This window comes from Streptomyces sp. CS113 (genome assembly GCF_002188365.1).
Lineage (GTDB): Bacteria > Actinomycetota > Actinomycetes > Streptomycetales > Streptomycetaceae > Streptomyces > Streptomyces tendae.
The window spans coordinates 6,501,260-6,525,662 of the sequence record NZ_KZ195574.1 but is presented as its reverse complement, the minus strand read 5'-3'; the positions used below and the strand labels follow the sequence as shown (position 1 = coordinate 6,525,662).

The 24,403-nt window shown below is 71.7% G+C and carries 21 protein-coding genes; 9 read left to right on the top strand and 12 right to left on the bottom strand.

Annotated elements, in window-relative coordinates:
- Positions 1 to 4: 4 nt before the first annotated feature.
- Positions 5 to 3,091: an excinuclease ABC subunit UvrA gene (gene uvrA, locus B9W62_RS29280; RefSeq protein ID WP_087809960.1), complete on the bottom strand. Its 3,087-nt coding sequence runs from the start codon at positions 3,089 to 3,091 to the stop codon at positions 5 to 7.
- Between the two features lie 223 nt (positions 3,092 to 3,314).
- Between uvrA and B9W62_RS29275 the strand changes: the two genes are divergently transcribed.
- On the top strand, positions 3,315 to 4,001 hold the full coding sequence (locus tag B9W62_RS29275) for a maleylpyruvate isomerase family mycothiol-dependent enzyme (RefSeq protein WP_087809959.1): 687 nt from the start codon (positions 3,315 to 3,317) through the stop codon (positions 3,999 to 4,001).
- Positions 4,002 to 4,063: 62 nt separating this feature from the next.
- Positions 4,064 to 4,720 (top strand): MBL fold metallo-hydrolase, encoded by a 657-nt coding sequence (locus B9W62_RS29270; RefSeq protein ID WP_087809958.1) that lies wholly within the window; start codon positions 4,064 to 4,066, stop codon positions 4,718 to 4,720.
- 210 nt (positions 4,721 to 4,930) lie between these two features.
- Here B9W62_RS29270 and aroQ read toward each other — a convergent pair whose 3' ends face one another.
- The 7 genes from aroQ to B9W62_RS29235 all read right to left on the bottom strand — a co-directional run bounded on the left by aroQ (position 4,931) and on the right by B9W62_RS29235 (position 13,913).
- On the bottom strand, positions 4,931 to 5,404 hold the full coding sequence (gene aroQ, locus B9W62_RS29265) for a type II 3-dehydroquinate dehydratase (protein WP_087809957.1): 474 nt from the start codon (positions 5,402 to 5,404) through the stop codon (positions 4,931 to 4,933).
- 92 nt (positions 5,405 to 5,496) lie between these two features.
- Positions 5,497 to 6,597 (bottom strand): calcium:cation antiporter, encoded by a 1,101-nt coding sequence (locus B9W62_RS29260; RefSeq protein WP_087809956.1) that lies wholly within the window; start codon positions 6,595 to 6,597, stop codon positions 5,497 to 5,499.
- 144 nt (positions 6,598 to 6,741) lie between these two features.
- Positions 6,742 to 7,743, bottom strand: coding sequence for a TerC family protein (locus B9W62_RS29255; protein ID WP_087809955.1), 1,002 nt, complete (start codon positions 7,741 to 7,743; stop codon positions 6,742 to 6,744).
- Between the two features lie 253 nt (positions 7,744 to 7,996).
- On the bottom strand, positions 7,997 to 10,012 hold the full coding sequence (locus tag B9W62_RS29250; RefSeq protein WP_087809954.1) for a TerD family protein: 2,016 nt from the start codon (positions 10,010 to 10,012) through the stop codon (positions 7,997 to 7,999).
- Positions 10,013 to 10,135: 123 nt separating this feature from the next.
- Positions 10,136 to 10,714 carry a TerD family protein gene (locus B9W62_RS29245; RefSeq protein ID WP_003976854.1) on the bottom strand — a complete coding sequence of 193 codons (579 nt, stop codon included), beginning with the start codon at positions 10,712 to 10,714 and terminating at the stop codon, positions 10,136 to 10,138.
- A 141-nt stretch (positions 10,715 to 10,855) separates the two neighbouring features.
- Positions 10,856 to 12,994, bottom strand: coding sequence for an excinuclease ABC subunit UvrB (gene uvrB, locus B9W62_RS29240; RefSeq protein ID WP_087809953.1), 2,139 nt, complete (start codon positions 12,992 to 12,994; stop codon positions 10,856 to 10,858).
- A 40-nt stretch (positions 12,995 to 13,034) separates the two neighbouring features.
- A complete protein-coding gene (locus tag B9W62_RS29235) occupies positions 13,035 to 13,913 on the bottom strand; it encodes an MHYT domain-containing protein (protein WP_087809952.1) in 879 nt (292 codons plus the stop codon).
- Positions 13,914 to 14,204: 291 nt separating this feature from the next.
- Between B9W62_RS29235 and B9W62_RS29230 the strand changes: the two genes are divergently transcribed.
- Together B9W62_RS29230 and B9W62_RS29225 are read left to right on the top strand one after the other, a co-directional pair.
- On the top strand, positions 14,205 to 15,074 hold the full coding sequence (locus B9W62_RS29230) for a glycerophosphodiester phosphodiesterase (RefSeq protein WP_087809951.1): 870 nt from the start codon (positions 14,205 to 14,207) through the stop codon (positions 15,072 to 15,074).
- 37 nt (positions 15,075 to 15,111) lie between these two features.
- Complete coding sequence (locus tag B9W62_RS29225) at positions 15,112 to 15,666, top strand: methylated-DNA--[protein]-cysteine S-methyltransferase (protein ID WP_087809950.1); 555 nt, start codon at positions 15,112 to 15,114, stop codon at positions 15,664 to 15,666.
- Between the two features lie 33 nt (positions 15,667 to 15,699).
- Here B9W62_RS29225 and B9W62_RS29220 read toward each other — a convergent pair whose 3' ends face one another.
- Complete coding sequence (locus tag B9W62_RS29220) at positions 15,700 to 16,128, bottom strand: VOC family protein (RefSeq protein ID WP_087809949.1); 429 nt, start codon at positions 16,126 to 16,128, stop codon at positions 15,700 to 15,702.
- 138 nt (positions 16,129 to 16,266) lie between these two features.
- On the opposite strand from B9W62_RS29220, the gene B9W62_RS29215 reads away from it, so the two are divergent.
- Entirely contained in the window at positions 16,267 to 17,172 is a 906-nt protein-coding gene (locus B9W62_RS29215; protein ID WP_087809948.1) for a pseudouridine-5'-phosphate glycosidase, read from the top strand.
- Positions 17,169 to 18,116 carry a carbohydrate kinase family protein gene (locus B9W62_RS29210; protein WP_087809947.1) on the top strand — a complete coding sequence of 316 codons (948 nt, stop codon included), beginning with the start codon at positions 17,169 to 17,171 and terminating at the stop codon, positions 18,114 to 18,116. Before B9W62_RS29215 ends, B9W62_RS29210 begins: the two co-directional genes overlap by 4 nt.
- A 12-nt stretch (positions 18,117 to 18,128) precedes the next feature.
- Here the strand turns inward: B9W62_RS29210 and B9W62_RS29205 are convergent, their stop codons facing one another.
- Positions 18,129 to 18,923: a methyltransferase domain-containing protein gene (locus B9W62_RS29205; protein ID WP_087809946.1), complete on the bottom strand. Its 795-nt coding sequence runs from the start codon at positions 18,921 to 18,923 to the stop codon at positions 18,129 to 18,131.
- 268 nt (positions 18,924 to 19,191) lie between these two features.
- Here B9W62_RS29205 and B9W62_RS29200 point away from each other — a divergent pair, with 268 nt between their 5' ends.
- A complete protein-coding gene (locus B9W62_RS29200) occupies positions 19,192 to 20,319 on the top strand; it encodes a magnesium and cobalt transport protein CorA (RefSeq protein ID WP_087809945.1) in 1,128 nt (375 codons plus the stop codon).
- A 4-nt stretch (positions 20,320 to 20,323) separates the two neighbouring features.
- On the opposite strand, the gene B9W62_RS29195 is transcribed toward B9W62_RS29200, so the two are convergent.
- The gene (locus B9W62_RS29195; protein ID WP_087809944.1) at positions 20,324 to 20,956 is read right to left on the bottom strand and encodes a nucleoside/nucleotide kinase family protein; all 633 of its coding nucleotides are present in this window, start codon (positions 20,954 to 20,956) and stop codon (positions 20,324 to 20,326) included.
- 228 nt (positions 20,957 to 21,184) lie between these two features.
- On the opposite strand from B9W62_RS29195, the gene B9W62_RS29190 reads away from it, so the two are divergent.
- Complete coding sequence (locus B9W62_RS29190) at positions 21,185 to 21,664, top strand: anthrone oxygenase family protein (RefSeq protein WP_087809943.1); 480 nt, start codon at positions 21,185 to 21,187, stop codon at positions 21,662 to 21,664.
- A 118-nt stretch (positions 21,665 to 21,782) separates the two neighbouring features.
- Positions 21,783 to 23,273, top strand: a complete 1,491-nt coding sequence (locus B9W62_RS29185) for a glutamate synthase subunit beta (protein WP_087809942.1) — start codon at positions 21,783 to 21,785, stop codon at positions 23,271 to 23,273.
- 261 nt (positions 23,274 to 23,534) lie between these two features.
- Here the strand turns inward: B9W62_RS29185 and B9W62_RS29180 are convergent, their stop codons facing one another.
- Positions 23,535 to 24,341: an SAM-dependent methyltransferase gene (locus B9W62_RS29180; RefSeq protein ID WP_087809941.1), complete on the bottom strand. Its 807-nt coding sequence runs from the start codon at positions 24,339 to 24,341 to the stop codon at positions 23,535 to 23,537.
- Between the last annotated feature and the right edge of the window lie 62 nt (positions 24,342 to 24,403).

The following is a 24,403-nucleotide window of genomic DNA, read 5'->3' as shown; positions in this document are numbered from 1 at the left end:
GGACTCAGGCCTTGCTCGTCCGCGTGGTCTTCTTCGCGGCGGGCTTGGCGGCCTTCTTGGCCGCCATATTGGCCGTCTTGGCCGCCTTCGTGGCGGTCGCCGTCTTGGCGGCGGTCGCCGTCTTGGCCGCCGTCTTCTTGGCCGCCGTGCCGGTGACCGTCTTCGTGGCGGTCTTCTTGGCGGTGGCCTTGGCCGCCACCGTCTTCGCCGCCTTGCGCGGCCTGGTCACCGAGGGCGCGTCGCTGACGCGGTCGGCGCCCAGCACGTCCCGCAGGAACTTGCCCGTGTGGCTGGCGGGGACGCCCGCGACCTGCTCGGGAGTGCCCTCGGCGACCACCAGGCCGCCGCCGGCGCCGCCCTCGGGGCCCATGTCGACGACCCAGTCGGCGGTCTTGATCACGTCGAGGTTGTGCTCGATGACGATGACCGTGTTGCCCTTGTCGACCAGGCCGCCGAGGACGGTCAGCAGCTTGCTGATGTCTTCGAAGTGCAGACCGGTGGTCGGCTCGTCCAGGACGTAGACCGTGCGCCCGGTGGAGCGGCGCTGCAACTCGCTGGCGAGCTTGACGCGCTGCGCCTCGCCGCCGGACAGGGTGGTCGCGGACTGGCCGAGCCGGACATAGCCGAGCCCGACGTCCTTCAGGGTCTTCATGTGCCGGGAGATGGCGGGCACCGCCTCGAAGAAGTCGGTCGCCTCCTCGATCGGCATGTTCAGCACGTCGGCGATGGACTTGCCCTTGTAGTGGACCTCCAGGGTCTCCCGGTTGTACCGGGCACCGTGGCAGACCTCGCACGGGACGTAGACGTCCGGCAGGAAGTTCATCTCGATCTTGATCGTGCCGTCGCCCGCGCAGTTCTCGCAGCGGCCGCCCTTGACGTTGAAGGAGAAGCGGCCGGGCAGGTAGCCCCGCACCTTCGCCTCCGTCGTCTCCGCGAACAGCTTGCGGATGTGGTCGAAGACGCCGGTGTACGTGGCCGGGTTCGACCGCGGGGTGCGGCCGATGGGCGACTGGTCGACGTGGACGACCTTGTCGACGAGGTCGTCGCCCTCCACGCGCGTGTGCCTGCCGGGGACGTTCCGCGCGCCGTTCAGTTCGCGGGCCAGGTGGGTGTACAGGATGTCGTTGACCAGCGTCGACTTGCCGGAGCCCGAGACGCCGGTGACGGCCGTGAAGACGCCCAGCGGGAAGGACACGTCGATGTCCTGGAGGTTGTTCTCCCGGGCGCCGTGCACGGTGAGCCGCCGGGAGGGGTCCTGCGGGCGCCTGATGTCGGGCAGCGGGATGGCCTTGCGCCCGGACAGGTACAGGCCGGTCTGCGACTCGGCGTTGTCGAGCAGCTCCTTGACGGAGCCGCTGTGCACCACCTTGCCGCCGTGCTCACCGGCGCCGGGGCCGATGTCGACGATCCAGTCGGCGACCTTGATGGTGTCCTCGTCGTGCTCGACGACGATGAGGGTGTTGCCCATGTCGCGGAGCCGGACGAGGGTTTCGATCAGCCGGTGGTTGTCGCGCTGGTGCAGGCCGATGGACGGCTCGTCGAGGACGTACAGCACGCCGACGAGTCCGGAGCCGATCTGGGTGGCCAGCCGGATGCGCTGGGCCTCGCCGCCGGAGAGGGTGCCCGCCGCGCGGTTCAGCGAGAGGTAGTCCAGGCCGACGTCGACCAGGAACCGCAGCCGCTCGTTGACCTCCTTGAGCACACGCTCGGCGATCTTCTTGTCCCGGGCGTTGAGCGTCAGCTCGCCCAGGAAGTCCGCGCAGTCGCTGATGGACATCGCCGAGACCTCGGCGATCGACTTGCCCATGACGGTGACCGCGAGGACGAGGGGCTTCAGGCGCGTGCCCGCACAGGTGGGGCAGGGCACCTCGCGCATGTAGCCCTCGAAGCGCTCGCGGCTGGCGTCGCTCTCCGCCTCGCTGTGCCGGCGCTTGACGAAGGGGATCGCGCCCTCGAAGGCCGTGGTGTACCGGCGCTCGCGGCCGTACCGGTTGCGGTAGCGGACCTCGACCTGGGTCTTGTGGCCGTACAGCAGGGCCTTGCGGGCGCGCAGCGGCAGGCCCGCGAAGGGGATGTCCGTACGGAAGCCGAGCGCGTCTGCGAGCGCGCCGATGAGGCGGGCGAAGTAGTCCTTGGTGTGCCCGTGCGACCAGGGGTGGATGGCGCCCTCGTCGAGGGACTTGTCCTCGTCGGGGACGATCAGCTCCGCGTCGACCTCCATGCGCGTGCCGATGCCGGAGCAGTCGGGGCAGGCGCCGAAGGGCGAGTTGAAGGAGAAGGAGCGGGGCTCCAGCTCCTCGAAGGACAGGTCGTCGTACGGGCAGTAGAGGTGCTCCGAGTACATGCGCTCGCGCTCGGGGTCGTCCTCGGGGAGGTCGACGAAGTCGAGCACGACCATGCCGCCGGACAGGCCGAGCGCGGTCTCCACGGAGTCGGTGAGCCGGCGCTTGGCGGAGTCCTTCACCGTGAGGCGGTCGACGACCACCTCGATGGTGTGCTTCTCCTGCTTCTTCAGGGTGGGCGGGTTGGACAGCTGGACGGTCTCGCCGTCCACCCGCGCGCGGGAGTAGCCCTTGGTCTGGAGGTCGGCGAAGAGGTCGACGAACTCGCCCTTGCGCTCGCGCACCAGCGGGGACAGCACCTGGAAGCGGCTGCCCTCGGGCAGCTCCAGGACCTTGTCCACGATGGCCTGCGGCGACTGGCGCGAGATCGGCCGGCCGCACTCGGGACAGTGCGGCTTGCCGATGCGGGCGAAGAGCAGGCGCAGGTAGTCGTAGACCTCGGTGATGGTGCCGACCGTCGAGCGCGGGTTGCGCGAGGTCGACTTCTGGTCGATGGAGACCGCCGGCGAGAGACCTTCGATGAAGTCGACGTCCGGCTTGTCCATCTGGCCGAGGAACTGCCGGGCGTAGGAGGAGAGCGACTCCACGTAGCGCCGCTGGCCCTCGGCGAAGATCGTGTCGAAGGCCAGGGAGGACTTGCCCGACCCGGACAGGCCCGTGAAGACGATGAGCGAGTCGCGAGGCAGGTCGAGCGAGACGTTCTTCAGGTTGTGCTCGCGCGCGCCACGGACGATGAGACGGTCGGCCACGCCGGTCCGCACCTTTCTTGAGAGAAGTGACAGGGGCGGGGCCCCCGTCTTTCTCAGACTAGGGGGAGCCACTGACAACGCCGGTCGGATTCACCGGTTGTCAACAAACCCCGACTCCCCAGCATGCCCGACGCCGCAGTCGACCTTATAGCACGTGCATTCGAATTGCGGGGGTCGTCGACCACCTTCACCCGAAGGTGTGGCCCGGTCTAAGGTCAGCAGCATGATGGATCACGCTCATGACCTGGCGTCTGTACGTGCCGCGACCGATCGGCTGCTCACCGCGGTCGGGAAACTGGACAACGCGTCCGTGACGGAGTCGTCACGGCTTCCCGGCTGGAGTCGCGGTCACGTCCTCGCCCACCTCGCCCGCAACGCCGACGCCCTCGTGAACGTCCTCGAGGGACGCCCCATGTACGTGTCCGGCGAGGCCCGGGACGCCGACATCGAGCGGGACGCCCCGCGCCCCCTCGACGCCCAGCTCACGGACGTGCGCGAGAGCGCGGCCCGGTTCCAGGAGGTCTCGGCCGTCCCCGCCGACTGGTCGCGGACCGTGGAGCTGCGCAACGGGATCACGGACTCGGCCTCCCGGGTGCCGTTCCGGCGGTGGGCCGAGGTGGAGCTGCACCACGTGGACCTGTGCATCGGCTACGAGCTGGAGGACCTTCCGGCGGAGTTCACCGAGCGGGAGACCGACTTCCTCGCCGCCCGGTTCGCGGGTCACCCCGAGGTGCCGCCGACCCTCCTCACGGACGGCACGCGCGCGTGGCGCACGGGACGGGAGGCGGACGCCGCCGAGGTGACCGTCACGGGACCCCCGGCCGATCTGCTCGGCTGGCTCGCCGGCCGCCGTGCGGGCTCCGCGCTCACGGTGGAGGGCGGCGCGCTGCCGGTGCTGCCGCCCCTGTAGGCGCCCCCGCGGTGCGGGCGGGGGCGGCCTGCGGTGCGTCCGACGGCGCTAGGCTGGCCGACATGACGTACAGCGGAGAGGTGACGGTCGGCGGCCCCGCCGACGTGCACGAGCTCAAGGACCTGATGATCACCAAGGTCGCGGTCGGCCCGATGGACAACAACGCCTATCTGCTGCGCTGCCGGGCCACCGACGAGCAACTGCTGATCGACGCCGCCAACGACGCGCACACCCTGCTCGGCACGATCGGTGACGACGGCATCGCGTCCGTCGTCACCACGCACCGGCACGGCGACCACTGGCAGGCGCTCGCCGAGGTCGTCGCGGCCACCGGCGCCCGCACCCACGCCGGCCGGCACGACGCCGAGGGCATCCCGGTGCCGACCGACGTCCTGGTCGACGACGGCGACACGATCCGGGTGGGGCAGGTGGAGCTCACCGCACGCCACATCGTCGGACACACACCGGGCTCCGTCGTCCTGGTCTACGACGACCCGCACGGGCATCCGCACGTGTTCACCGGGGACTGCCTGTTCCCGGGCGGGGTGGGGAACACCTTCAAGGACCCGGACGCCTTCGTGAGCCTCCTCCACGACGTGGAGACCAAGGTCTTCGGCACGCTCCCGGACGAGACGTGGGTCTACCCCGGCCACGGCAACGACACGACGCTCGGCGCGGAGCGGCCGCACCTGCCGGAATGGCGGGCCCGCGGCTGGTGACGGGCGGGCGCGTCGGGCACGGGTCCGTGCCCTCGCGTCTGCGTACGCGCCCCGTGTGAAGCGTTCGCACACACCCGCGGTTCGCGCGCGCTCCCCGCGCGACGGCACGGCGCGGTCGACTGGTGGCAGCCCCGCACAGGAACGACGGCTCCTGCGCGGCACGGGCCGCCGGCCTCCCGATCCCCGCCCTCGGCCGGCGGCCCCGGCGTATCAGGTCCTGGCCGAACCCGCCCCGGCCAGGGCCGCGATCCGCTCCACGCCGAAGACGTACCCCTGCACACCGCACCCCGCGACGACTCCGTCGGCGCGCTGCGAGACGTAGGAGTGGTGCCGGAACGGCTCACGCTGGTGGATGTTGGAGATGTGGACCTCCACCACCGGCAGCCCGTCGCACGTGTTGAGCGCGTCCAGGATGGCGACGGACGTGTGCGAGTAGGCGGCGGGGTTGATCACGATCCCGCAGTGGTTCAGCCGGGCCTCGTGGATCCAGTCGACCAGTTCGCCCTCGTGGTTGGACTGCCGGAAGTCCACCGTTCCCCCGTGCGCGGCCGCCGCCTTCACGCACAGCGCCTCGACGTCGGCGAGGGTGTCGGAGCCGTAGATCTCCGGCTGGCGCTGGCCGAGCAGGTTCAGGTTGGGGCCGTTGAGGATCATGATCGGGGCGTTGGCCAGGCTGCGGGGCACGGTTCCTCCGGTCCGTAAGGGGTGCGGCGGTCCGTGCGCGACCGCTGCTCGGTCCCCGGTCTATCACGGTGCGCCGACGGCCCGGCCCCGGCCTACGGGTTGACGGCCAGTTCCAGGTACGCCGCGAACAGCACCAGGTGGACGCCCCCTTGCAGCGGCGTGGCCCGGCCCGGCACGACCGTCAGGGACGCCACCACCACGGTCAGGGCGAGCAGCACCATGTGGATGGCGCTGAGGCCGAGCTCCAGCGGTCCGCTGAGCCACACGGAGGCCAGGGCGACCGCGGGGATGGTCAGGCCGATGCTGGCCATGGCCGAGCCGAGCGCCAGGTTCAGGCTGGTCTGCACCCGGTCGCGGCGCGCGGAACGCACCGCGGCGATGGTCTCCGGGAGCAGGACCAGCAACGCGATGATGACGCCGACGACGGCGTGGTGGAGTCCGGCGGCCGCCACCCCGTCCTCGATGGTCGGCGACACGCCCTTCGCGAGGCCGACGACTCCGACCAGGGCCAGGCCCAGCATCCCCAGGCTGATCATGGCCGTGCGCGAGGACGGCGCGTGGGCGTGTTCCTCGCTCGTGATCACTTCGCCCTGCCGGGTGATGGGCAGGAAGTAGTCGCGGTGCCGCACGGTCAGGGTCGCGATGAACAGGCCGTAGAGGACGAGCGAGGACAGCGCCGCGAAGGTCAGCTGCACGGTGGAGAACTCCGGGCCGGGCGCGCTGGTGGTGAAGGTGGGCAGCACCAGGCTGAGGGTGGCCAGGGTCGCCACCGTCGCGAGGGCGGCACCGGTGCCCTCCGGGTTGAACACCGCGATCCCGTGGCGCAGGGAGGCGACCAGGAGGCTGAGGCCGACGACGCCGTTGCAGGTGATCATGACGGCCGCGAAAACCGTGTCCCGGGCCAGGGTCGCGCTCTTGTCCCCGCCGTCCGCCATCAGGGTCACGATGAGCGCGACCTCGATGACCGTGACCGCGATGGCCAGGACCAGGGAGCCGAAGGGCTCGCCGACCCGGTGGGCGACCACCTCGGCATGGTGCACCGCGGCCAGCACGGACGCCGCCAGGACGATGGTGAGCAGCGCGACGACCGCGCCGGGCAGTGAGCGGCCCCAGGTGAGGGCCAGCAGTACGACCGCGATCACGGGCGTGACGGTCGTCCACTGTGCGAGGAGCGCCCTGGGACCGGTGACCATGCGGTGATCGTCGCAGAGGGCAGGGGGCGTCGCATTCCGGATCGCCTGGCCTCGTCCACCGAGCACGTGGCCCCATCACGCCCACCGAGCACACGGGGAGCGGCGACCGGCTCCAGCCGGTCGCCGCTCCTGGGCCCGGGTGGATCAGGCCTCGACGCTGTCCTTCGACGCCTCGCCGCTGCCGGCGGCCGCCGCTTCCGCCTCTGCCTGCTTCTTCGAGGCGCGGAGGCTGGTGATCGTGGTGACGATCAGGACGGAGCAGATCACGCCGAGCGAGACCGGAATGCTGATCTCGGGGACGTGGACGCCGGACTCGTGCAGGGCGTGCAGCACCAGCTTGACGCCGATGAAGCCCAGGATCACGGACAGGCCGTACGAGAGGTGGACCAGCTTCTTCAGCAGGCCGCCGATGAGGAAGTACAGCTGGCGCAGGCCCATCAGGGCGAACGCGTTGGCCGTGAACACGATGTACGGGTCCTGCGTCAGACCGAAGATCGCCGGGATGGAGTCGAGGGCGAAGAGCACGTCGGTGGTGCCGATGGCGAGCATCACGACCAGCATCGGGGTCATGATCCGCTTGCCGTTCTCCTCGATCCACAGCTTGGTGCCGTGGTACCGGTCGGCGACACCGAAGCGTCGCTCGGCGGCCTTGAGGAGCTTGTTCTCCTCGAACTCCTCGTCGTCCTCGTCTGCACGGGCCTCCTGGATGAGCTTCCAGGCGGTGTAGATGAGGAAGGCACCGAAGATGTAGAAGACCCAGGCGAAACTGGCGAGGATCGCGGCACCCGCGGCGATGAAGACGGCCCTGAGGACCAGGGCTATGAGGACACCGATGAGCAGAACCCGCTGCTGGTACTGCGAGGGCACCGCGAACTTCGCCATGATCAGGACGAAGACGAAGAGGTTGTCCACGCTCAGCGACTTCTCGGTGATGAAGCCCGCGAAGAACTCGCCGGCGGGTTCACCGCCGCCGAAGAGCAGCAGGCCGAGTCCGAAGAGGCCCGCCAGGGCGATCCAGACGCCGGTCCAGATACCGGCTTCCTTCATCGATACGTCGTGCGGTTTGCGGCCGATGAAGAAATCGACCGCGATGAGGGCGGCAAGGCCCACGATGGTCAGGACCCACAGGGTCACCGAAACTTCCACTACGCCTCCGGCAGTACGTCACACGGCAGATGTCAGCGTCGTCGCTGCCGGAGGTCTCTTCCACCCGCGGGGTCCGGGACGCGCGATGCGTTCGGAACCACGGGCCGACGCCCCGGGATCTGGCCTGATCCGTATTGACGGGTACGCCGCACAGACAGGGAGTACTCCCCTCCGTACGGACGACAGTACCCCAATCCCCAAGGGAAGGTAAAGAGATTTGCAAATAAAGCTCAAAAGCCCAGCTCGGAGACGGTCACCGACCCCATGACCGGCGGGCGGCGGCGACCTGGGAGAGCACCTGCCGGAGCACCTGGCTGCCGGGCGGCACGAGCGGGGGCTCATACGTCCAGGCGTGCCCGACCCACGGGTCGGCGAGGTGGTCGTCGGCCACCGGCGTCAGCCGGAGCAGCGAGCGCCACAGCGGATCGAGCAGCGGTCCGAACCCGGTGGACTCCTCGCGGTCGGCGACCATCATCAGGTGGACCCCGACGGCCGGACCCTCGTCGGCGAGATAGCGCAGCTGGTTGACGGCCCGGTCGTCGAAACCGTGCGGGAAGTCGTTGACGATCAGCAGTTGCTGCGAGGTGTCGAGGCCGGGCGGGAGTGCGTCCGGAGCGCCTCCGCGCAAGGCCATCTGGACCAGGTCGACGCGCTGGGTGAGACGGGCCAGTACGTCGGCCGCCCCCGCGGCCCCCTGGGCGGGCGGCGCGGCGAGCACGCCGCTCTGCACCAGTGGCGCCAGTGCCTGCGCCCCGGATCCGGCCGGGTCGATGACGTGCACGGTGAACTCGCCGGCCGGGTAGATGGCGAGCAGCCGGGCCGCGTGCGCCACGGCCGTCTCCAGGCCCAGGCGCCGCATCTCGTGGGAGTCGGCGAACGAACCGTCGAGCGAGGCGGAGCGCCCGCTGTCGATCCACAGGCCACGCTCCAGGGGCAGCCGGATCAGCATCGGAACGCGGATGCGGTCGGCCTCCGGCAGATGGAGATCGCCCAGCCGCAGGGCCATCGGGATCTCCATGGGGACGCGGTAGGCGTGCCAGACGGGGTTGTCCCAGCGGGCGAAGGCCGTGGGCAGTGCGGGCTCGACGACCTCCGCCTCGGCGACGAGCTGGGCGACGTCCCGGTCCAGGACCTCCCGGGCCTGGGACACCAGCTGCCCGTGCCGCGCGCGGGCCGCTTCGCGGGCGGCGTCACCCTGCCCGCCGATCCGGCTGCGGGGATCGGACAGGGCCTGGTCGAGTTCCTTCTCCATGCGGGAGTCGGCGAAGTCGACGGCGCTGCGGTAGGCGGCCGTGGTGCGGGCCAGGTCCTCGAACATGCCCCACACCTGGTTGTAGAGCCGCTCCTCCATGGACCAGCCGGTGGCGTCGCCGGCGACGGGCCGGGCGGGCTGTCCCGGTTCGGCCGGGGGCGCGGCCGGCGGGGGCGAGGGCGGTGCCGTGGTCTGCCGGCGGGGGTGGCTGTAGTCGATCGGGCCGCCTCCGGCGGGGGCCGACGGCTGGCCGGTGGCGGCGGGCTCCCCCGGCCCGCCCGGGTACGGCTGCGGTGCCCCGTGCCGTCCCGGCGCCCCGGGCGCCTGCGGGCCGGGAGCGGATCCACCCTGCGGGTCGTACGGAGAGGCCGGCGGGACGGCAGCGCCGGGGCCGGTCCGGGGCGCGGCGCCGTGGTCCGGGCGGTGCGCCGGGGCGGCGGCCGGCGGGGCCGGTATCGAACGGGCCAGCCCGCTCGCCACGGCCTCGTGGATGCTCGTCGCGAGCTGGTGGGCCTGGGGCAGCTTCTGGTCGGCCAGGAGCTCGGCGAGGCCGCCCGCGTACCCCTGACCGACGGCGCGGACCTTCCAGGCGCCCTGGCGCCGGTAGAGCTCCAGGGCGACGACGGCGGACTCGGCCTCCAGGCCGGTGATCGTGTAGCTGGCGACCTCGTCGCCGTCGAGGTCCGTGACGGCGACGAAGGGGGCGGCGACGCCCCCGAACCGGGCCGGGCCCCGCCCGCCGACGGGCAGGGCGAGCAGCACACTGACCCGGTGCACCTCGTCGGACACGGCGTCCAGGTCCACCGCGAGGCGGTGGTCGGCGGCGGCCTGCCGGGGAACCTCCAGGCCCGGCAGGGTGGGCGCGCCGGGGTGGGCCACCCGTTCGTCGCCGTGGATGGTGCCGTTCTCGTCGCCGAGCGTGGCCGCGGCCACGACCGGCGTACCGGCCGAGACCCGGATCTCGAGACGAGCCCGGGGAAGCGGGTGGTTCTGTCCCCGCGTCAGCTCGGCCGTCATCGCCTTTCCCCCTGTGTCGTTCGTGTGCGACCCGCGAGACGACGTGCGGGTCTGGCCGGTCCCGCGAACGGGACCGGCCGGTTCGTGTCGGACGGCTGCGGCCGGACTGCCGCGGCCCGGCCGCTACAGGACCGGCAGGATCGCCGGCATCAGGTCCTGGAAGGTGCGGCCGTTGGCCGGGGTGCCGATGGCGGTCATCGACCAGCCCTGGCCCGCGCGGTGCACCTTGGCCATGATCTGGGCCGTGAAGGCTCCGCCGCCGGCCAGCGTGTAGCGGGCGAGTTCCTGGCCGTTGGTCTCGTCGACGAGGCGGCAGAAGGCGTTCTGCACCTCCTGGAAGGTCTGGCCGGTGAAGGAGTTCACCGTGAAGACGATCTGGTCGATGTGCACCGGAACGCGCTGAAGGTCGACGAGGATCGCCTCGTCGTCGCCGCCCTGGCCGACACCGCCGACGAGGTTGTCGCCGGTGTGGCGCACCGAGCCGTCGTCGCTCACCAGGTGGCGGAAGAAGACGACGTCGACCGGCTGCTTGTCCGCGAAGAGGACCGCGGAGGCGTCCAGGTCGATCTCCCGGGTGCGCGAACCGAACAGGCCGCGCCGGGGAGCCGCCTGCCAGCCGAGACCCATGCGCACGGACGTCAGGCTGCCGCCGTCGCTCTTCTGCAGACTGATGGCCTGACCCTTGGTCATGTTGACGGTCACGCGCTGATCCCCTCTCGAACTGTCCCCTGTTGCCGCGGTCCCCGCGGTTGACAGAACCCTACGCAGGGGCACTGACAGTGCCCCACCCCGGTCGGCGCTTTGTGTCGGTCTTGCAACACAGCGCGTGCCCCGGACGGGCCGTCAGGCCAGGCCCGCCTCCTTCATCTGGCGCAGTTCCTTCTTCATCTCGGAGACCTCGTCGCGCAGCCGGGCCGCGATCTCGAACTGGAGGTCGGCCGCGGCCGCCCGCATCCGGGTGGTGAGGTCCTCGATCTGCTCGGCCAGCTCCGCCGCGGGACGGTCGGTCACCGCCGTCTCCTTGGCCCTGCCCTTGGCCGCCTTGGCTCCGCCCGCCGCCTGGCCGCCCAGTGCGGGCACGGGAGCCTTGGCGCCCTTGCCCTCCTTCGTCTGGCGGTAGCCCGAGCCGAGGAGCTGTTCGGTGTCGACGTCCTCGCGGGCGATCTGCGCGACGATGTCGTTGATCTTCTTGCGGAGCGGCTGCGGGTCGATGCCGTTCGCCTTGTTGAACGCGACCTGCTTCTCGCGCCGGCGGTTGGTCTCGTCGATGGCCCTCTCCATCGCCGGCGTGATCTTGTCCGCGTACATGTGGACCTGGCCGGAGACGTTGCGCGCCGCACGGCCGATGGTCTGGATCAGGGAGGTGCCGGAGCGCAGGAAGCCCTCCTTGTCGGCGTCGAGGATCGCCACCAGGGACACCTCGGGCAGGTCGAGGCCCTCGCGGAGCAGGTTGATGCCGACCAGGACGTCGTACTCGCCGGCGCGCAGCTCGCGCAGCAGCTCGACGCGGCGCAGCGTGTCGACGTCGCTGTGGAGGTAACGGACCTGGATGCCGAGTTCCAGGAAGTAGTCGGTGAGGTCCTCGGCCATCTTCTTGGTGAGGGTGGTGACCAGGACGCGCTCGTCCTTCTCGGTGCGCTTGCGGATCTCGTGCACCAGGTCGTCGATCTGGCCCTCGGTGGGCTTGACCACGACCTCCGGGTCGACCAGACCGGTGGGGCGGATGATCTGCTCGACGGCGCCGTCCGAGCGGGAGAGCTCGTAGGCGCCCGGGGTCGCCGACAGGTACACGGTCTGACCGATGCGCTCCTGGAACTCCTCCCACTTCAGCGGGCGGTTGTCGAGCGCGGAGGGCAGCCGGAAGCCGTGGTCGACCAGGGTCCGCTTGCGGGACGCGTCGCCCTCGTACATGGCGCCGATCTGCGGGACGGTGACGTGCGACTCGTCGATGACGAGCAGGAAGTCGTCCGGGAAGTAGTCCAGCAGCGTGTTCGGAGGGGAGCCGGGCAAGCGCCCGTCGAAGTGCATCGAGTAGTTCTCCACGCCGGAGCAGGAGCCGATCTGCCGGAGCATCTCGATGTCGTACGTGGTGCGCATACGCAGCCGCTGGGCCTCCAGGAGCTTGCCCTGCTTCTCCAGCTCGGTCAGGCGCTCGGCCAGCTCCTTCTCGATGTCGTTGACCGCCCGCTCCAGGCGTTCGGGGCCGGCGACGTAGTGGGTCGCCGGAAAGATGTACAGCTGCTGGTCGTCGCTGATGATCTCGCCGGTGACCGGGTGGAGCGTGGACAGGGCCTCGATCTCGTCGCCGAACATCTCGATGCGGACGGCCAGCTCCTCGTAGACCGGGAAGATCTCGATGGTGTCGCCGCGCACCCGGAAGGTGCCGCGGGTGAAGGCCATGTCGTTGCGCGTGTACTGGATGTCCACGAAGCGGCGCAGCAGCTCGTCCCGGTCGTGCTCCTCGCCGACCCGCAGCGGGACCATGCGGTCGACGTACTCCTGCGGGGTGCCGAGGCCGTAGATGCAGGACACGGAGGCCACCACGACGACGTCGCGGCGGGTGAGCAGCGAGTTGGTGGCGGAGTGGCGCAGCCGCTCCACCTCCTCGTTGACCGAGGAGTCCTTCTCGATGTAGGTGTCCGACTGGGGGACGTAGGCCTCGGGCTGGTAGTAGTCGTAGTACGAGACGAAGTACTCGACGGCGTTGTTGGGCAGCAGCTCGCGGAACTCGTTCGCCAGCTGGGCGGCCAGGGTCTTGTTCGGCGCCATCACCAGGGTGGGGCGCTGGAGCTTCTCGATCATCCACGCGGTGGTGGCGGACTTGCCGGTGCCGGTCGCGCCGAGCAGGACGACGTCCTTCTCGCCTGCCTGGACGCGCCGGGCCAGCTCGGCGATGGCCGCCGGCTGGTCGCCGTTGGGCTGGTAGGGGCTGACGACCTCGAAGGGCGCCACCGTGCGTTCGATCTGGGAAACGGGCCGCATGGGTTCCACCGTACGACCCCGCACTGACAACGGGTCCCGGTCAGCGGTTCTGCGGGGTGCGGGGGCGCCGGTGCACGAGGTGACGGCCGGGCCGGCGCGCGGGGTGATGGGGCGAGCGGCGGACCGTGCGCGCGCCGTCCGTGTGGGCGGGCACGCCCGGCTTCCGCTCGACGGGGACCGCGGCGGGCTTCCCCATCACCATCAGCGGGTCGAGCATGACGACGACGCCGGCGAGGAGGAGGAAGGCGAGGGGACCGATCAGCATGGGGGCGAGCAGTTCGGCGGGCGATCCGTCGGCGGACGGCTCGGCCGTGGCGCTGACGTGGACCTCGACGGCGGCCATCCCCGTGTAGTGCATGCCGGTGACGGCCAGCCCCATGATCAGCGCCGCGCCCACGCTCCACAGGAAGCCCCGGACCTGGCCGGCCGCCCACAGGGCGGCGGTGGCGGCGGCCATGGCTATGACGACGGACGCGGCGACGGTGAACGTGTTGTACGTGAGCTGCCCGTCCAGGTGCATCCCGGCCATTCCCAGGTAGTGCATCGAGGCGATGCCCAGGCCGGTGACGGTGCCACCGGTGAACAGCGCCGTCCCGCGCGCGCCCCGGTAGCCGACGATGAAGATCCCGACCCCCACCATGACGACGGCGACGGCCAGGCTGGCGAAGGTCATCGGCCAGTCGTAGCGGATCGGCGTGTGTTCGATCGTGAAGCCCATCATCGCGACGAAGTGCATGGTCCAGATGCCGGAGCCGATCGCCGCCGAGCCGAGGACGAGCCATCCGGGACGCCAGGAACGGGTGACCAGCATGGCCCTGGCGGTGCAGCGCAGGCCGAGGGCACCGCCGAGGCACGCCATGAGGTAGGCCGCCAGCGGCGTGACGAGTCCGTAGCCGAATCCGTGGACCGTGCTTTGCATGTGCGGCTGCCCTTCCGCCTTCTTACGCCCCGGTGGATGTCCCGGGTTCTCCTGATGTGCGCCCCCTCCCAGGACCGCGCGAACGATCAGGGTCGAGGCAGAGAGTATGACTTCCACCGGAATGGTCGAACGATTCTCCGGCAAAGAATCACGGTCTCGCCCCAGTTGTGCCGCCCCGGTGAGCGTAGTTGAGCAACTCCATTCAGCCTGTGGCCACTCCGTACCCCTCTCCCGTTGACTCTCTGGTGTCACAGTGGTGCTGTCCGTGATCGTTCGACGCGAGGAGTACGCATGCACGTGCGCGCAGTAGCCGTCACGACCACCGCCCTTCTTGGAGTCGCCCTCACGGCTCCCCTCTCGCACGCCCGGGCCGACGCGGCGGGCGACGACGGGCCCACGGTCGTCGCCCACCGGGGCGCTTCCGGGTACGCGCCGGAGAACACGCTGGCCGCCGTGGACCGGGCGGCCGAGCTGGGCATCCGCTGGGTGGAGAACGACGTCCAGCGCACCCGGGACGGCGAGCTCGTCGTCCTCCACGACGAGAGCCTGGCCCGTACGACCGACGTGGAGCAGGTCTTCCCCGACCGGTCGCCCTGGAAGGTGAAGGACTTCACAGCCGCCGAGATCGCGCGGCTGGACGCGGGGAGCTGGTTCGGGTCCCAGTACGCGGGCGCGCGCGTGCCGACGCTGGAGCAGTACGTGCACCGTGTGGAGCGCAACCACCAGAAGCTGCTGCTGGAGCTGAAGAGCCCCGGACTGTACCCGGGCATCGAACGGCAGACCCTGAAGGTCCTCGCCAACGAGGGCTGGCTCGACCGGCGGCACGTGGCGGGGCGGCTGGTCGTGCAGAGCTTCGACGCCGACAGCATCCGGACGGTCCACGACCTCAAGCCCGCCGTCAAGACCGGTTTCCTCGGCACCCCGGCCGTCTCGGAGCTGCCGGCGTACGCGGAGTTCGCCGACCAGATCAACCCGTCGTACGGCTCGCTCTCCATGAGCTACGTGTCCGCGGTCCACGCGTTCACCGGGCCGCACGGCAGGCCGCTCGAGGTCCTCACCTGGACGGTGAACGACGCGGACACCGCCCGCCGGGTCGCCGGGTACGACGTCGACGGCATCATCACCAACAAGCCCGACGTGGTGCGCGACGCCGTGGACTGACCCGGCGTTGTCAGTGGCGGGCCGTACCGTGGGGCGCATGGACAGCCCTGGGCAGTACGAACAGCGGGTGGTGTGGACCGTCGTCGGGACCGACATCGGTCCGCTGCTGCTGGCCGCCACCCGCGAGGGTCTGGTCAACGTGGTGTTCCACGCCACCGAGGCCACCCGCGACCGGGCGCTCGAGAGGCTCGCGGCCCGGCTGGGCACGGAGCCCGTCGAGGCGCCCGGCTCCCCGTTGCTGGCCGAGGCGATACGCCAGGTGGAGGCGTACTTCGCGGGCCGGAGGCGCGACTTCGACGTGTCCTTGGACTGGTCGCTGATCTCGGGCTTCAACCGGCAGGTGCTGCGCGAGCTGGCGTCCGGCGTCCCCTACGGCCAGGTCGTCGGCTACGGCGACCTGGCCCGCCGGGTGGGACAGCCGGGCGCCGCCCAGGCGGTGGGCATGGCCATGGGGGCCAATCCGCTGCCGGTCGTCGTGCCGTGCCACCGGGTCGTGGAGAGCGACGGCGGCATCGGCGGGTTCGGCGGCGGCGTGGGCACCAAGCGGCGGCTGCTCGCGCTGGAGGGCGTGCTGCCCGAGCCGTTGTTCTGACCGGCGGCACCCGCGGGGACGGGCGCACGGCGGTCAGTCGTAGTGCCGGGCTTCGACGATGTTGCCGTCCGGGTCGCCGAAGTAGAAGCTCCGCCTGGCCATGCCGCGGGCGCCGTAGGAGTCGTGGGAGAGGTCGGAGACCGGGACGGACTGCTCCTCCAGGCGGGCGCGCAGGGCGTCGAAGTCGTGCGCGGGCAGGGAGACGCAGATGTGGTTGACGGGATGCCCGGCGCTGGCGTCGGCGCCGGGGACCACGCGCATGCGGTCCGCCATGGCGTGCGGTGCGAGGTCGAGGATGGTCTCGTCGTTGAGGCGCACGGAGGGGAAGCTCACGGTCCCCGCGGCGTACTCGGTGACGCGCAGCGGTTCGAGGCCCAGGTTCTTCTCGTAGAAGGCGGCCGCGGCCACCGGATCGCGCACCCAGAGGACGACGTGGTCGAGACGTGTCGTGTTGTCCGTCATGGCTCCCAGGTTCGTGGCCGGTCCCGAGAGCCGCAAGGGGCCCGTTCCGGCGGCGGCGGGGTTTGGCCCGGTCCCCCGCCCGCCAGGGATGAGGGAGACCGGAGCCGAGGGAGACCGTCGACAGGAGGCAGGCGCGTGATGCTGGTGGTGTCGGAAGAGGTACGGGAGGCGATGGATGCCCGTCGCCCCGTGGTGGCGCTGGAGTCCACGATCATCGCGCACGGCTTGCCGCGCCCGCGCAACCTGCTGGTGGCGCGGGAGCTGGAGGAGGCCGTGCGGCGGGAGGGCGCCATACCGGCGACGATCGCCGTGCTCGACGGGCGGCCGCACGTCGGCCTGGACAAGGAGCAGCTGGAGCGGGTCGCCAACGAGGACGGCATCCGCAAGCTGGGGCACCGGGACCTGCCGCTCGCGGTGGCCTCCGGCGCGAGCGGGGCGACCACCGTGTCGGCGACCGCCCTGCTGGCGGCCCTCGCGGGCGTCCGGGTGTTCGCGACCGGAGGGCTGGGCGGCGTCCACCGGGAGTGGACGGTGACGCAGGACGAGTCGGCCGACCTGGGCCTGCTGGCGCGCACCCGGATCACGGTGGTCTGCGCGGGCGTGAAGTCCATCCTGGACGTGCCGGCGACCCTGCAACGGCTGGAGACGCTGGGGGTCGCGGTGGCCGGGTACGGGACGCACCGCTTCCCCGGCTTCTATCTGTCCGACTCGGGACATCCGGTGGACTGGAGGCTGGACCGCCCGGAGCAGGTGGCCGCGGTCATGCGGGCGCAGGACACGCTGGACGGGCCGCGGTCCGCGCTCGTGGTCGCCAACCCGGTGCCCGAGGAGGAGCAGCTCGATCCCGTGCTGCACGCGCGTGTGCTCGCCGAAGCGCTGCGGGCCTGTGAGACGGAGGGGGTCACGGGCCAGGCGGTCACGCCGTTCCTCCTCGAACGCCTGGTTCGGCTCACCGACGGCGCCTCCCTGAGCGCCAACCTGGCGGCCGTGCGGGGGAACGTACGGCTGGCGGCCCGGATCGCCGCGGCCTGGGCCGGGGCGTGACCGGGGCGTCGGGTGGGGCGTCGGGCGGAGCGCTGCTGGTCGTCGGGGACGTGGTCACGGACGTCGTCGCCCGGCACCGGGGACCGCTGGCCGTCGGCACCGACACCGCCGCCTCGGTCCGGCGGCTGCCCGGCGGGGCGGGCGCCAACGTGGCCTGCTGGGCGGCGCACGAAGGGTGCGGCGAGGTGCGGCTGCTGGGCCGGGTGGGCACCGACGCGGCCGCGTGGCACGAACGGGAGCTGGCGGCGTGCGGGGTGCGGCCGCTCCTCGTCGTCGACGCGGCGGCGCCGACGGGGACGGTGATCTGCCTGGTCGACACCGCCGACTCGGCCGAGCGGACGTTCCTCACGGACAGCGGGGCGTCGCTGCGGATCGGACCGGACGACTGGTCGGACGCGCTGCTGGACGGCGTGGGCCGACTGCACCTCTCGGGCTATCTGCTGTTCTCGGAGCCGAGCCGCGCCCTGGTGTCGGTCGCCCTGTCGGCGGCCCGTGCGCGCGGGGTGCCGGTCAGTCTGGACCCGGCGTCGACCGGGTTCCTCACCGCGCTGGGCGTCGATCGTTTCCTCGGTCTCGTCGAGGGAGTGGACGTGCTGCTGCCCAGTCGGGACGAGGCGTGTCTGCTCACCGGCCTGCCGGATGCGGCGGACGCGGCCGCGAAGCTCAGCCGTCACGTTCCACTGGTGATCGTCAAGCAGGGGGTGCAAGGGGCTCTGGTGGCGCGGTCCGGCGCGGTGAGCACACGCGTCGCGGCGGTCAGGGCGTCACCACGGGACAGTACGGGGGCGGGTGACGCCTTCACCGGCGCGTTCCTCGCCGCGCTGCTCGCCGGCGCGGAGCCGAGGGAGGCGGCGGCCGCCGGATGCCGGGCGGGTGCGCGGGCGGTCGAGCGGGTGGGCGGGAGACCGCCACGAGCGGCCTGCTGGGGACCGGCCGACGGGTAGCGGAGCCGGAGCTCACCCCTTGCGTCCCCACGCCGAGATCATCGGCGCGGTCGCGAGGTCCATGCCGCCGGACGCGACGTTCGCGAGGTGGCGGTCGATGTCGTCGTGGGTGGCGACCCCCGCGGCGACCAGCTGGTCGCGGATCTGCCGCACCGTCGCGGACTCCAGGGCGGCGCACGCGGGCGAGGTGACCGGGAAGTAGGCGTCGGCCTCGACTCGGCACAGCCCCGCCTCCCGGAGCAGCCGGGGCAGCCGCCGGCCGTAGGAGAGGTCGACACCGCGGTGGGACAGCAGTTGGCGGAAGCCGTGCCGGAGCCGGTTCGCCAGCTGCTGCTCGGGGCCGTGCTCATCCGGGCAGAGCAGCGGCTGGAGCGCCGGGTCGGCGTCCTCGACGAGGAGACGGCCACCGGGGCGCAGGGCCCTGGTCATCGACCGCAACGCCCGGTCCCGGTCGGGGACATGGACGAGGACGAGCCGTGCGTGCACCAGGTCGAAGCCCTCCCCCGGCGGCTCCTCCGCGCCCACGTCGTGCACGCGCACCTCGACCGGCGGCCGGCCGGCCGGGACGATCCGTGAGGTGTCGATGTCCGTCGCGAGGACCTTGCCGGTCGGTCCGACCCGCTTGGCCAGCCACGACACCACGGAAGTGCCTCCGACCCCGACCTCCCAGCAGCGCCAGCCGGGGCCGACGCCGAGTGTCTCGAGGTGCCGGAACGTCGTGGGGTCGAAGAGTGTGGCGAAGGCGTCGAAGCGCTCCGCCGCCTCGGACCGGCCGTTGTCGAGGAGGTATCCGTCGGTTCGCGTCATGCTGCGATCATCCCAGTTGTCCGGCTTGTGCGAAGGGGGCGACGCTCCGGGAGGAGGGCCTCCTCGGGGCCTTCTTGAGGCCCTCTGGGGGCGGTCGGCGGGGTCGGAACGGGGGCGTGTGCGGGCCCCGGGACGGTCCGTCCACAGGTGGGAACAAAGCGGAACCTCCCGTTTCCACAGGCCCGTTCGCCCGGCCTGCCGACCTGGCAAACTGACGTGCCAAGGCGCGGGAAGCACGGCGCGAGGGGACCCACGCGAGGAGATTCGGATGACCATGGCGGGGAATCTGCGGAAGGTCACGGGGCTGGGCAGGGTCGGCAGCCTCCGGAAGGTGGCACGGCTGACCCGTCGGCGTCCGCGGGTGGACCTGAGCCACCACGCCCGCTCCCCGCTGGGTTCCTCGGTGGTGAACTGCGTGACCTACCGGGACGGTGTCCGCACGCCCGAGGGTGGCGATCCGGTCGAGGCCGTGGCACGGATGCGCAGGCGCGGCGCGGGTTTCGTGTGGCTCGGCCTGCACGAGCCGACGGACCAGGAGTTCGCGGGCGTCGCGGAGCTCTTCGAGCTGCATCCGCTGGCGGTCGAGGACGCGATCGAGGCGCACCAGCGCCCCAAGGTGGAGCGGTACGGGGAGACGCTCTTCGCCGTGTTCAAGACCGTCTGCTACGTGGAGCACGAGGAACTCACGGCCACGAGCGAGGTGGTGAGCACCGGCGAGATCATGGTGTTCGCCGGGCAGGACTTCGTGATCACCGTGCGGCACGGGCGGCACGGCTCGCTGGGACCGCTGCGGGAAGGGCTGGAGTCCGATCCGGCGCAGCTCGCCAAGGGACCGTCGGCGGTGCTGCACGCGATCGCCGACCATGTGGTGGACGACTTCCTGAGCGTCATCGAATCGGTCCAGGAGGACATCGACCACGTCGAGACGGAGGTGTTCGCGGAGAACGGCGCGCGGGTCGACCCCGGGCGCATCTACCAGCTCAAGCGCGAACTCCTGGAGCTGCGACGGGCCGTGGTGCCGCTCGGCCGGCCACTGGAGGAGCTGGCCACGCGGCCGTTCCGCGTGGTCGACCCGGAGATACAGGCCTACTTCCGCGACGTCGCCGACCATCTGCTGCGGGCCACCGAGCAGATCGCGGCGTTCGACGAACTCCTCAACTCCATCCTCCAGGCACACCTCGCCCGTGTGACCGTCGCACAGAACGAGGACATGCGGAAGATCACGGCCTGGGCCGCGATCATCGCGGTGCCCACGATGATCTGCGGCGTGTACGGCATGAATTTCGACCACATGCCGGAGCTGGGCTGGCGGTACGGCTACGGCCTGGTCCTGGGCGTGATAGCCGTCGGCTGCCTGGCGCTGCACCGGGGCTTCAGGCGCAACGGCTGGCTGTGAGACGTCACCCGTTCCAGGCGGGATGGCGAGGGTCGTCGGCACGCACCAGGACGTCGGCGGTGCCCGACGGGTCGGTCTCCTCGTCGTAGCGCTCGAACGCGGGCAGGGTCCACTGCTCGGTCTCGGGGGTGCGGCGGCGCAGGGCGCCCGGGGTGAGGAGCAGATGGACGCTGAGATCGAGGGGGAACCAGTGACGGAGCAGAAAGGGCCCGTGGAGCAGCAGCACACCGCCGGGAGGGAGTGGGACGTAGGGGCTGCGGGTGGCGCGGTCGGTGACCGGGTCCCACAGGTCGGGCAGGACCCGCCCGTCGCCGCCGGGGCCGAGGGGGTCGAAGACCTCGCGCCACAGGGCGCCGGTGTCGTACCAGCCGTTGTAGTAGGACTCCGCGTCCTGGTGTCCGTACTCCAGGCGGAGCGAGGCGGGTCGCAGGAAGCCCTCCGCTCCGACGACGAGGGAGGGGCGGCCGCGGACGCGCAAGGCCTCACCGACTCGTGCGGCGAGGTCGCCGGGGTGGGCGGCCGGGGCGCCGTCGAGGGCGACGCGCGTCCAGGCGCCGCCGTCGGCGGGCTCCAGGTCGAGCAGTCGCTCGGCGAGCCGGTCGCCGAGCCGGTCCCAGGTGATCGCTTGCAGTCGCACCCGCCCATGATGCGTCAGGTCTCGCTTCGGTCCACACGACGGTCGCCCTCTCCGTCGCCCCGTCGGTCGCCCGGTCGGTCGCTCCGTCGGTCGACCCCGTAGCCGTCGGCCCGCGCTTGGACGCTCGCGCATGGATCCGCGGTGCTCGGCCATGGTCACCGAGTCGGTGCAGAGGTTGACTTGGGGTGATCGACGGGTGGAAGCCGAGACGGGTGGGAGTTGACGGACATGAGTGACGGACCGTACGTCGTGCTGGTGGTGCTGGGCGTGCTCGGGACCGGTCTGACGGCCGGTGTCTTCTGTGCGTTCTCCACCTTCGTCATGCGCGGGCTCGCCTCGCTGCCGCCCGCACAGGGGGTCGCCGCGATGAACGCGATCAACAGGGCCGCGGTGAGACCGCCCTTCATGCTCGTGTTCCTCGGGACGGCGGTGCTGGCCGCGGTGACGGCCGTGGTCACGTTGGTGCTGTGGCCGAAGGAGGCGGCGGTGGAGCTGCTGCTGGGGAGCGGGCTGTACCTGGTCGGCTCCTTCGGAGTCACCGCGGCGGCCAACGTGCCGCGCAACGCCGCGCTGCTCCGGCTGGAGCCGGACTCCACGGAGGCCGCCGACCGCTGGCCCGCGTACGTGCGCGAGTGGACGGCCTGGAACCACGTCCGCGCGGTCGCCTCGGCCGCCGCGGCGGTGGCGTACGTGCTGGCCCTCGTCTGAGCCGGCCGAGGAGCCGTCCGGCGTTCTGCGCGCGGGGCGGGCCGGTCGTATCGTGGAGCGCGAGAGTGCCGCCACGCGGCGCACCCGGCCAGCCACCGCGCACGCAAGGAAGACGGCCATGGCCGATCCCAAGGGTTTCCTGACGACCCCCCGCGAGGAATGGCCCCGCAGGGCGGCCGGGGAGCGCGTCCGGGACTGGGACGAGGTCTACGTCCCGGGAGCCCTGCTGCCGATCGTCGACCGGCAGGCCGACCGGTGCATGGACTGCGGGGTGCCCTTCTGCCACGAGGCCTGCCCCCTGGGCAACCTGATCCCGGAGTGGAACGACCTGGTTTCCCGGTCGGACTGGCGGGCGGCGAGCGAGCGGCTGCACGCCACGAACAACTTCCCGGAGTTCACCGGCCGGTTGTGCCCGGCACCGTGCGAAGCGGGCTGTGTGCTCGCCATCAACCAGCCCGCCGTCACCATCAAGAACGTCGAGTGCGCGATCGCCGACGTGGCCTGGGAGGAGGGCTTCGTCCCGCCGCGCCCGCCGGAGCGGCTGTCCGGGAGGACGGTGGCGGTGATCGGCTCGGGGCCCACGGGCCTCGCGGCGGCGCAGCAGCTGACCCGGGCGGGGCACACGGTCGCCGTGTATGAGCGGGACGACCGGGTCGGCGGGCTGCTGCGGTACGGGATCCCCGAGTTCAAAATGGAGAAGCGGCACCTGGAGCGGCGCATCGGACAGATGCGGGCGGAGGGTACGAGGTTTCGCACGTCGACCGCGGTCGGACAGGACGTGGACGCCGCCGGGCTGCGGGCCCGCTACGACGCGGTGGTGATCGCCACCGGGGCGACCGCGTGGCGCGAGCTGACCGTGCCCGGCCGGGAGCTGGCGGGGATTCACCAGGCGATGGAGTACCTGCCGCTGGCCAACCGGGTGTGCGAGGGCGATCTTGAGCGCTCCCCGCTGTCCGCGGCCGGGCGGCATGTCGTCATCGTCGGCGGCGGCGACACCGGAGCGGACTGTCTCGGTACGGCGGTGCGGGAGCGGGCGGCGTCCGTGACGCAACTGGACATCTACGCGCAGCCGGGTGCGGAGCGCGACGAGGAGGCCGAGCCGTGGCCGACGTATCCGCGTCTGTACCGGTTGTCGGCGGCGCACGAGGAGGCACGCGAGCTGCGGTCCGCTCCGGCGGCCGACGCGGACGCCCGGCTGTTCGCGGCGTCCACGCTCCGCTTCACCGGCGACGGGCGGGGGCACGTGCGTGCGCTGCACCTGGTCGGGGTGGACGCCGGCCGCCGGCCGCTGCCCGGCACCGAGCGCTCGCTCCCGGCGGACCTGGTCCTCCTCGCCCTCGGCTTCTCGGGCCCCGACCGGCAGGACGGACTCGTCGACGGTCTCGGGCTGGAGATGGAGCCCGGTGGCACCATCGCCCGGAACCGGGAGTTCGCGACCAGCGTCCCGGGGGTGTTCGCCGCCGGGGACGCGGCACGCGGGCAGTCACTCGTCGTCTGGGCGATCGCGGAGGGGCGGGCGGTGGCGGCGGCCGTCGACCGCCACCTGTCCGGCGGCACCACCAGACTGCCGGCGCCGGTCGGCCCGTACGACCGGCCGATGACGGCCTGACCGGCCCGACGCGGCCCGCCCCGACCGACGCGGCCCGATCCGTCCGACGGCCCGATCCGCCCGGCATCCGTCCGATGACGCGACCCGCCCGGCATCCGTCCGACGGCGCAACCCGTCCGGCATCCGTCCGACGGCGCAACCCGTCCGGCATCCGTCCGACGGCGCAACCCGTCCGGCATCCGTCCGACGGCGCGACCCGTCCGGCATCCGTCCGGCGGCTGAATCTTCCCCGCCGGGCGCGGGACAGGTGCCCGGGCGCTTTCACGGCTTGCGGGCCACCGCCCCGTACCCGGGGATGACCCCGTCGTCCTGGCCGGCGACCGGATCGCCCAGTTCGGGGTGCCACAGGTGCGGCACCTCGATCCCGGGCTCCACCAGGTCGAGGCCGGTGAAGAACCGGGTGAACTCCTCGCGCGAGCGCAGGGCCAGGGTGACCCCGGCCGCGCGGAGCTTCTCGGTGGCCGCCCGCGACTCCTCGGGCGTGAAGTCGGCCGTCGCGTGGGTCATCACCAGGTGGCTGCCGGAGGGCAGCGCGTCCAGGAGCCGCCGGACCAGGTCGTGCGCCCCGTCCTCGTCCGGGACGAAGTGCAGCAGCGCGACCAGGGACAGCGCGACGGGCCGGTCGAAGTCGAGGATCTTCCGGGCCCCCTCCAGGACGGCGTCCGGGTCCCGGACGTCGGCCTGGAGGTACTCGGTCTCCCCCTCGGGCGTGCCACGCAGCAGGGCTGCCGCGTGGGCCAGCACGATGGGGTCGTTGTCGCAGTAGACGACGCGGGCGTCCGGCGTGATCTGCTGGGCGACCTGGTGCAGGTTGGGCTCGGTCGGTATGCCGGTGCCGACGTCCAGGAACTGCCGGATGCCGTGGCCCGCCAGCCACCGGGTGGCACGGTGCATGAAGGCGCGGTTGACCCGCGCCATCACCGGCACCCTCGGGTCGAGGGTGAGCATCTGCCGGCCCATCGCCTCGTCGACCGGGTAGTTGTCCTTTCCGCCGAGATACCAGTCGTACATCCGCGCGGGGTGCGGCTTGCTCGTGTCGATCCCGGCGGTGCTGTGCTGCCCGGTCATGACGCACTCCCAGGTGTTGAGTACTCGTCGCGATGGGTGATCAACTCAGTGCCAAACAAGCT

Bases quoted from the DNA above. Each gene is read 5' to 3' on its own strand.
- B9W62_RS29275 (WP_087809959.1), top strand. From the start codon at position 3,315: ATGATGGATCACGCTCATGACCTGGCGTCTGTACGTGCCGCGACCGAT.
- B9W62_RS29270 (WP_087809958.1), top strand. From the start codon at position 4,064: ATGACGTACAGCGGAGAGGTGACGGTCGGCGGCCCCGCCGACGTGCAC.
- B9W62_RS29260 (WP_087809956.1), bottom strand. From the start codon at position 6,597: ATGGTCACCGGTCCCAGGGCGCTCCTCGCACAGTGGACGACCGTCACG.
- B9W62_RS29250 (WP_087809954.1), bottom strand. From the start codon at position 10,012: ATGACGGCCGAGCTGACGCGGGGACAGAACCACCCGCTTCCCCGGGCT.
- uvrB (WP_087809953.1), bottom strand. From the start codon at position 12,994: ATGCGGCCCGTTTCCCAGATCGAACGCACGGTGGCGCCCTTCGAGGTC.
- B9W62_RS29235 (WP_087809952.1), bottom strand. From the start codon at position 13,913: ATGCAAAGCACGGTCCACGGATTCGGCTACGGACTCGTCACGCCGCTG.
- B9W62_RS29230 (WP_087809951.1), top strand. From the start codon at position 14,205: ATGCACGTGCGCGCAGTAGCCGTCACGACCACCGCCCTTCTTGGAGTC.
- B9W62_RS29225 (WP_087809950.1), top strand. From the start codon at position 15,112: ATGGACAGCCCTGGGCAGTACGAACAGCGGGTGGTGTGGACCGTCGTC.
- B9W62_RS29220 (WP_087809949.1), bottom strand. From the start codon at position 16,128: ATGACGGACAACACGACACGTCTCGACCACGTCGTCCTCTGGGTGCGC.
- B9W62_RS29215 (WP_087809948.1), top strand. From the start codon at position 16,267: ATGCTGGTGGTGTCGGAAGAGGTACGGGAGGCGATGGATGCCCGTCGC.
- B9W62_RS29205 (WP_087809946.1), bottom strand. From the start codon at position 18,923: ATGACGCGAACCGACGGATACCTCCTCGACAACGGCCGGTCCGAGGCG.
- B9W62_RS29200 (WP_087809945.1), top strand. From the start codon at position 19,192: ATGACCATGGCGGGGAATCTGCGGAAGGTCACGGGGCTGGGCAGGGTC.
- B9W62_RS29190 (WP_087809943.1), top strand. From the start codon at position 21,185: ATGAGTGACGGACCGTACGTCGTGCTGGTGGTGCTGGGCGTGCTCGGG.
- B9W62_RS29185 (WP_087809942.1), top strand. From the start codon at position 21,783: ATGGCCGATCCCAAGGGTTTCCTGACGACCCCCCGCGAGGAATGGCCC.
- B9W62_RS29180 (WP_087809941.1), bottom strand. From the start codon at position 24,341: ATGACCGGGCAGCACAGCACCGCCGGGATCGACACGAGCAAGCCGCAC.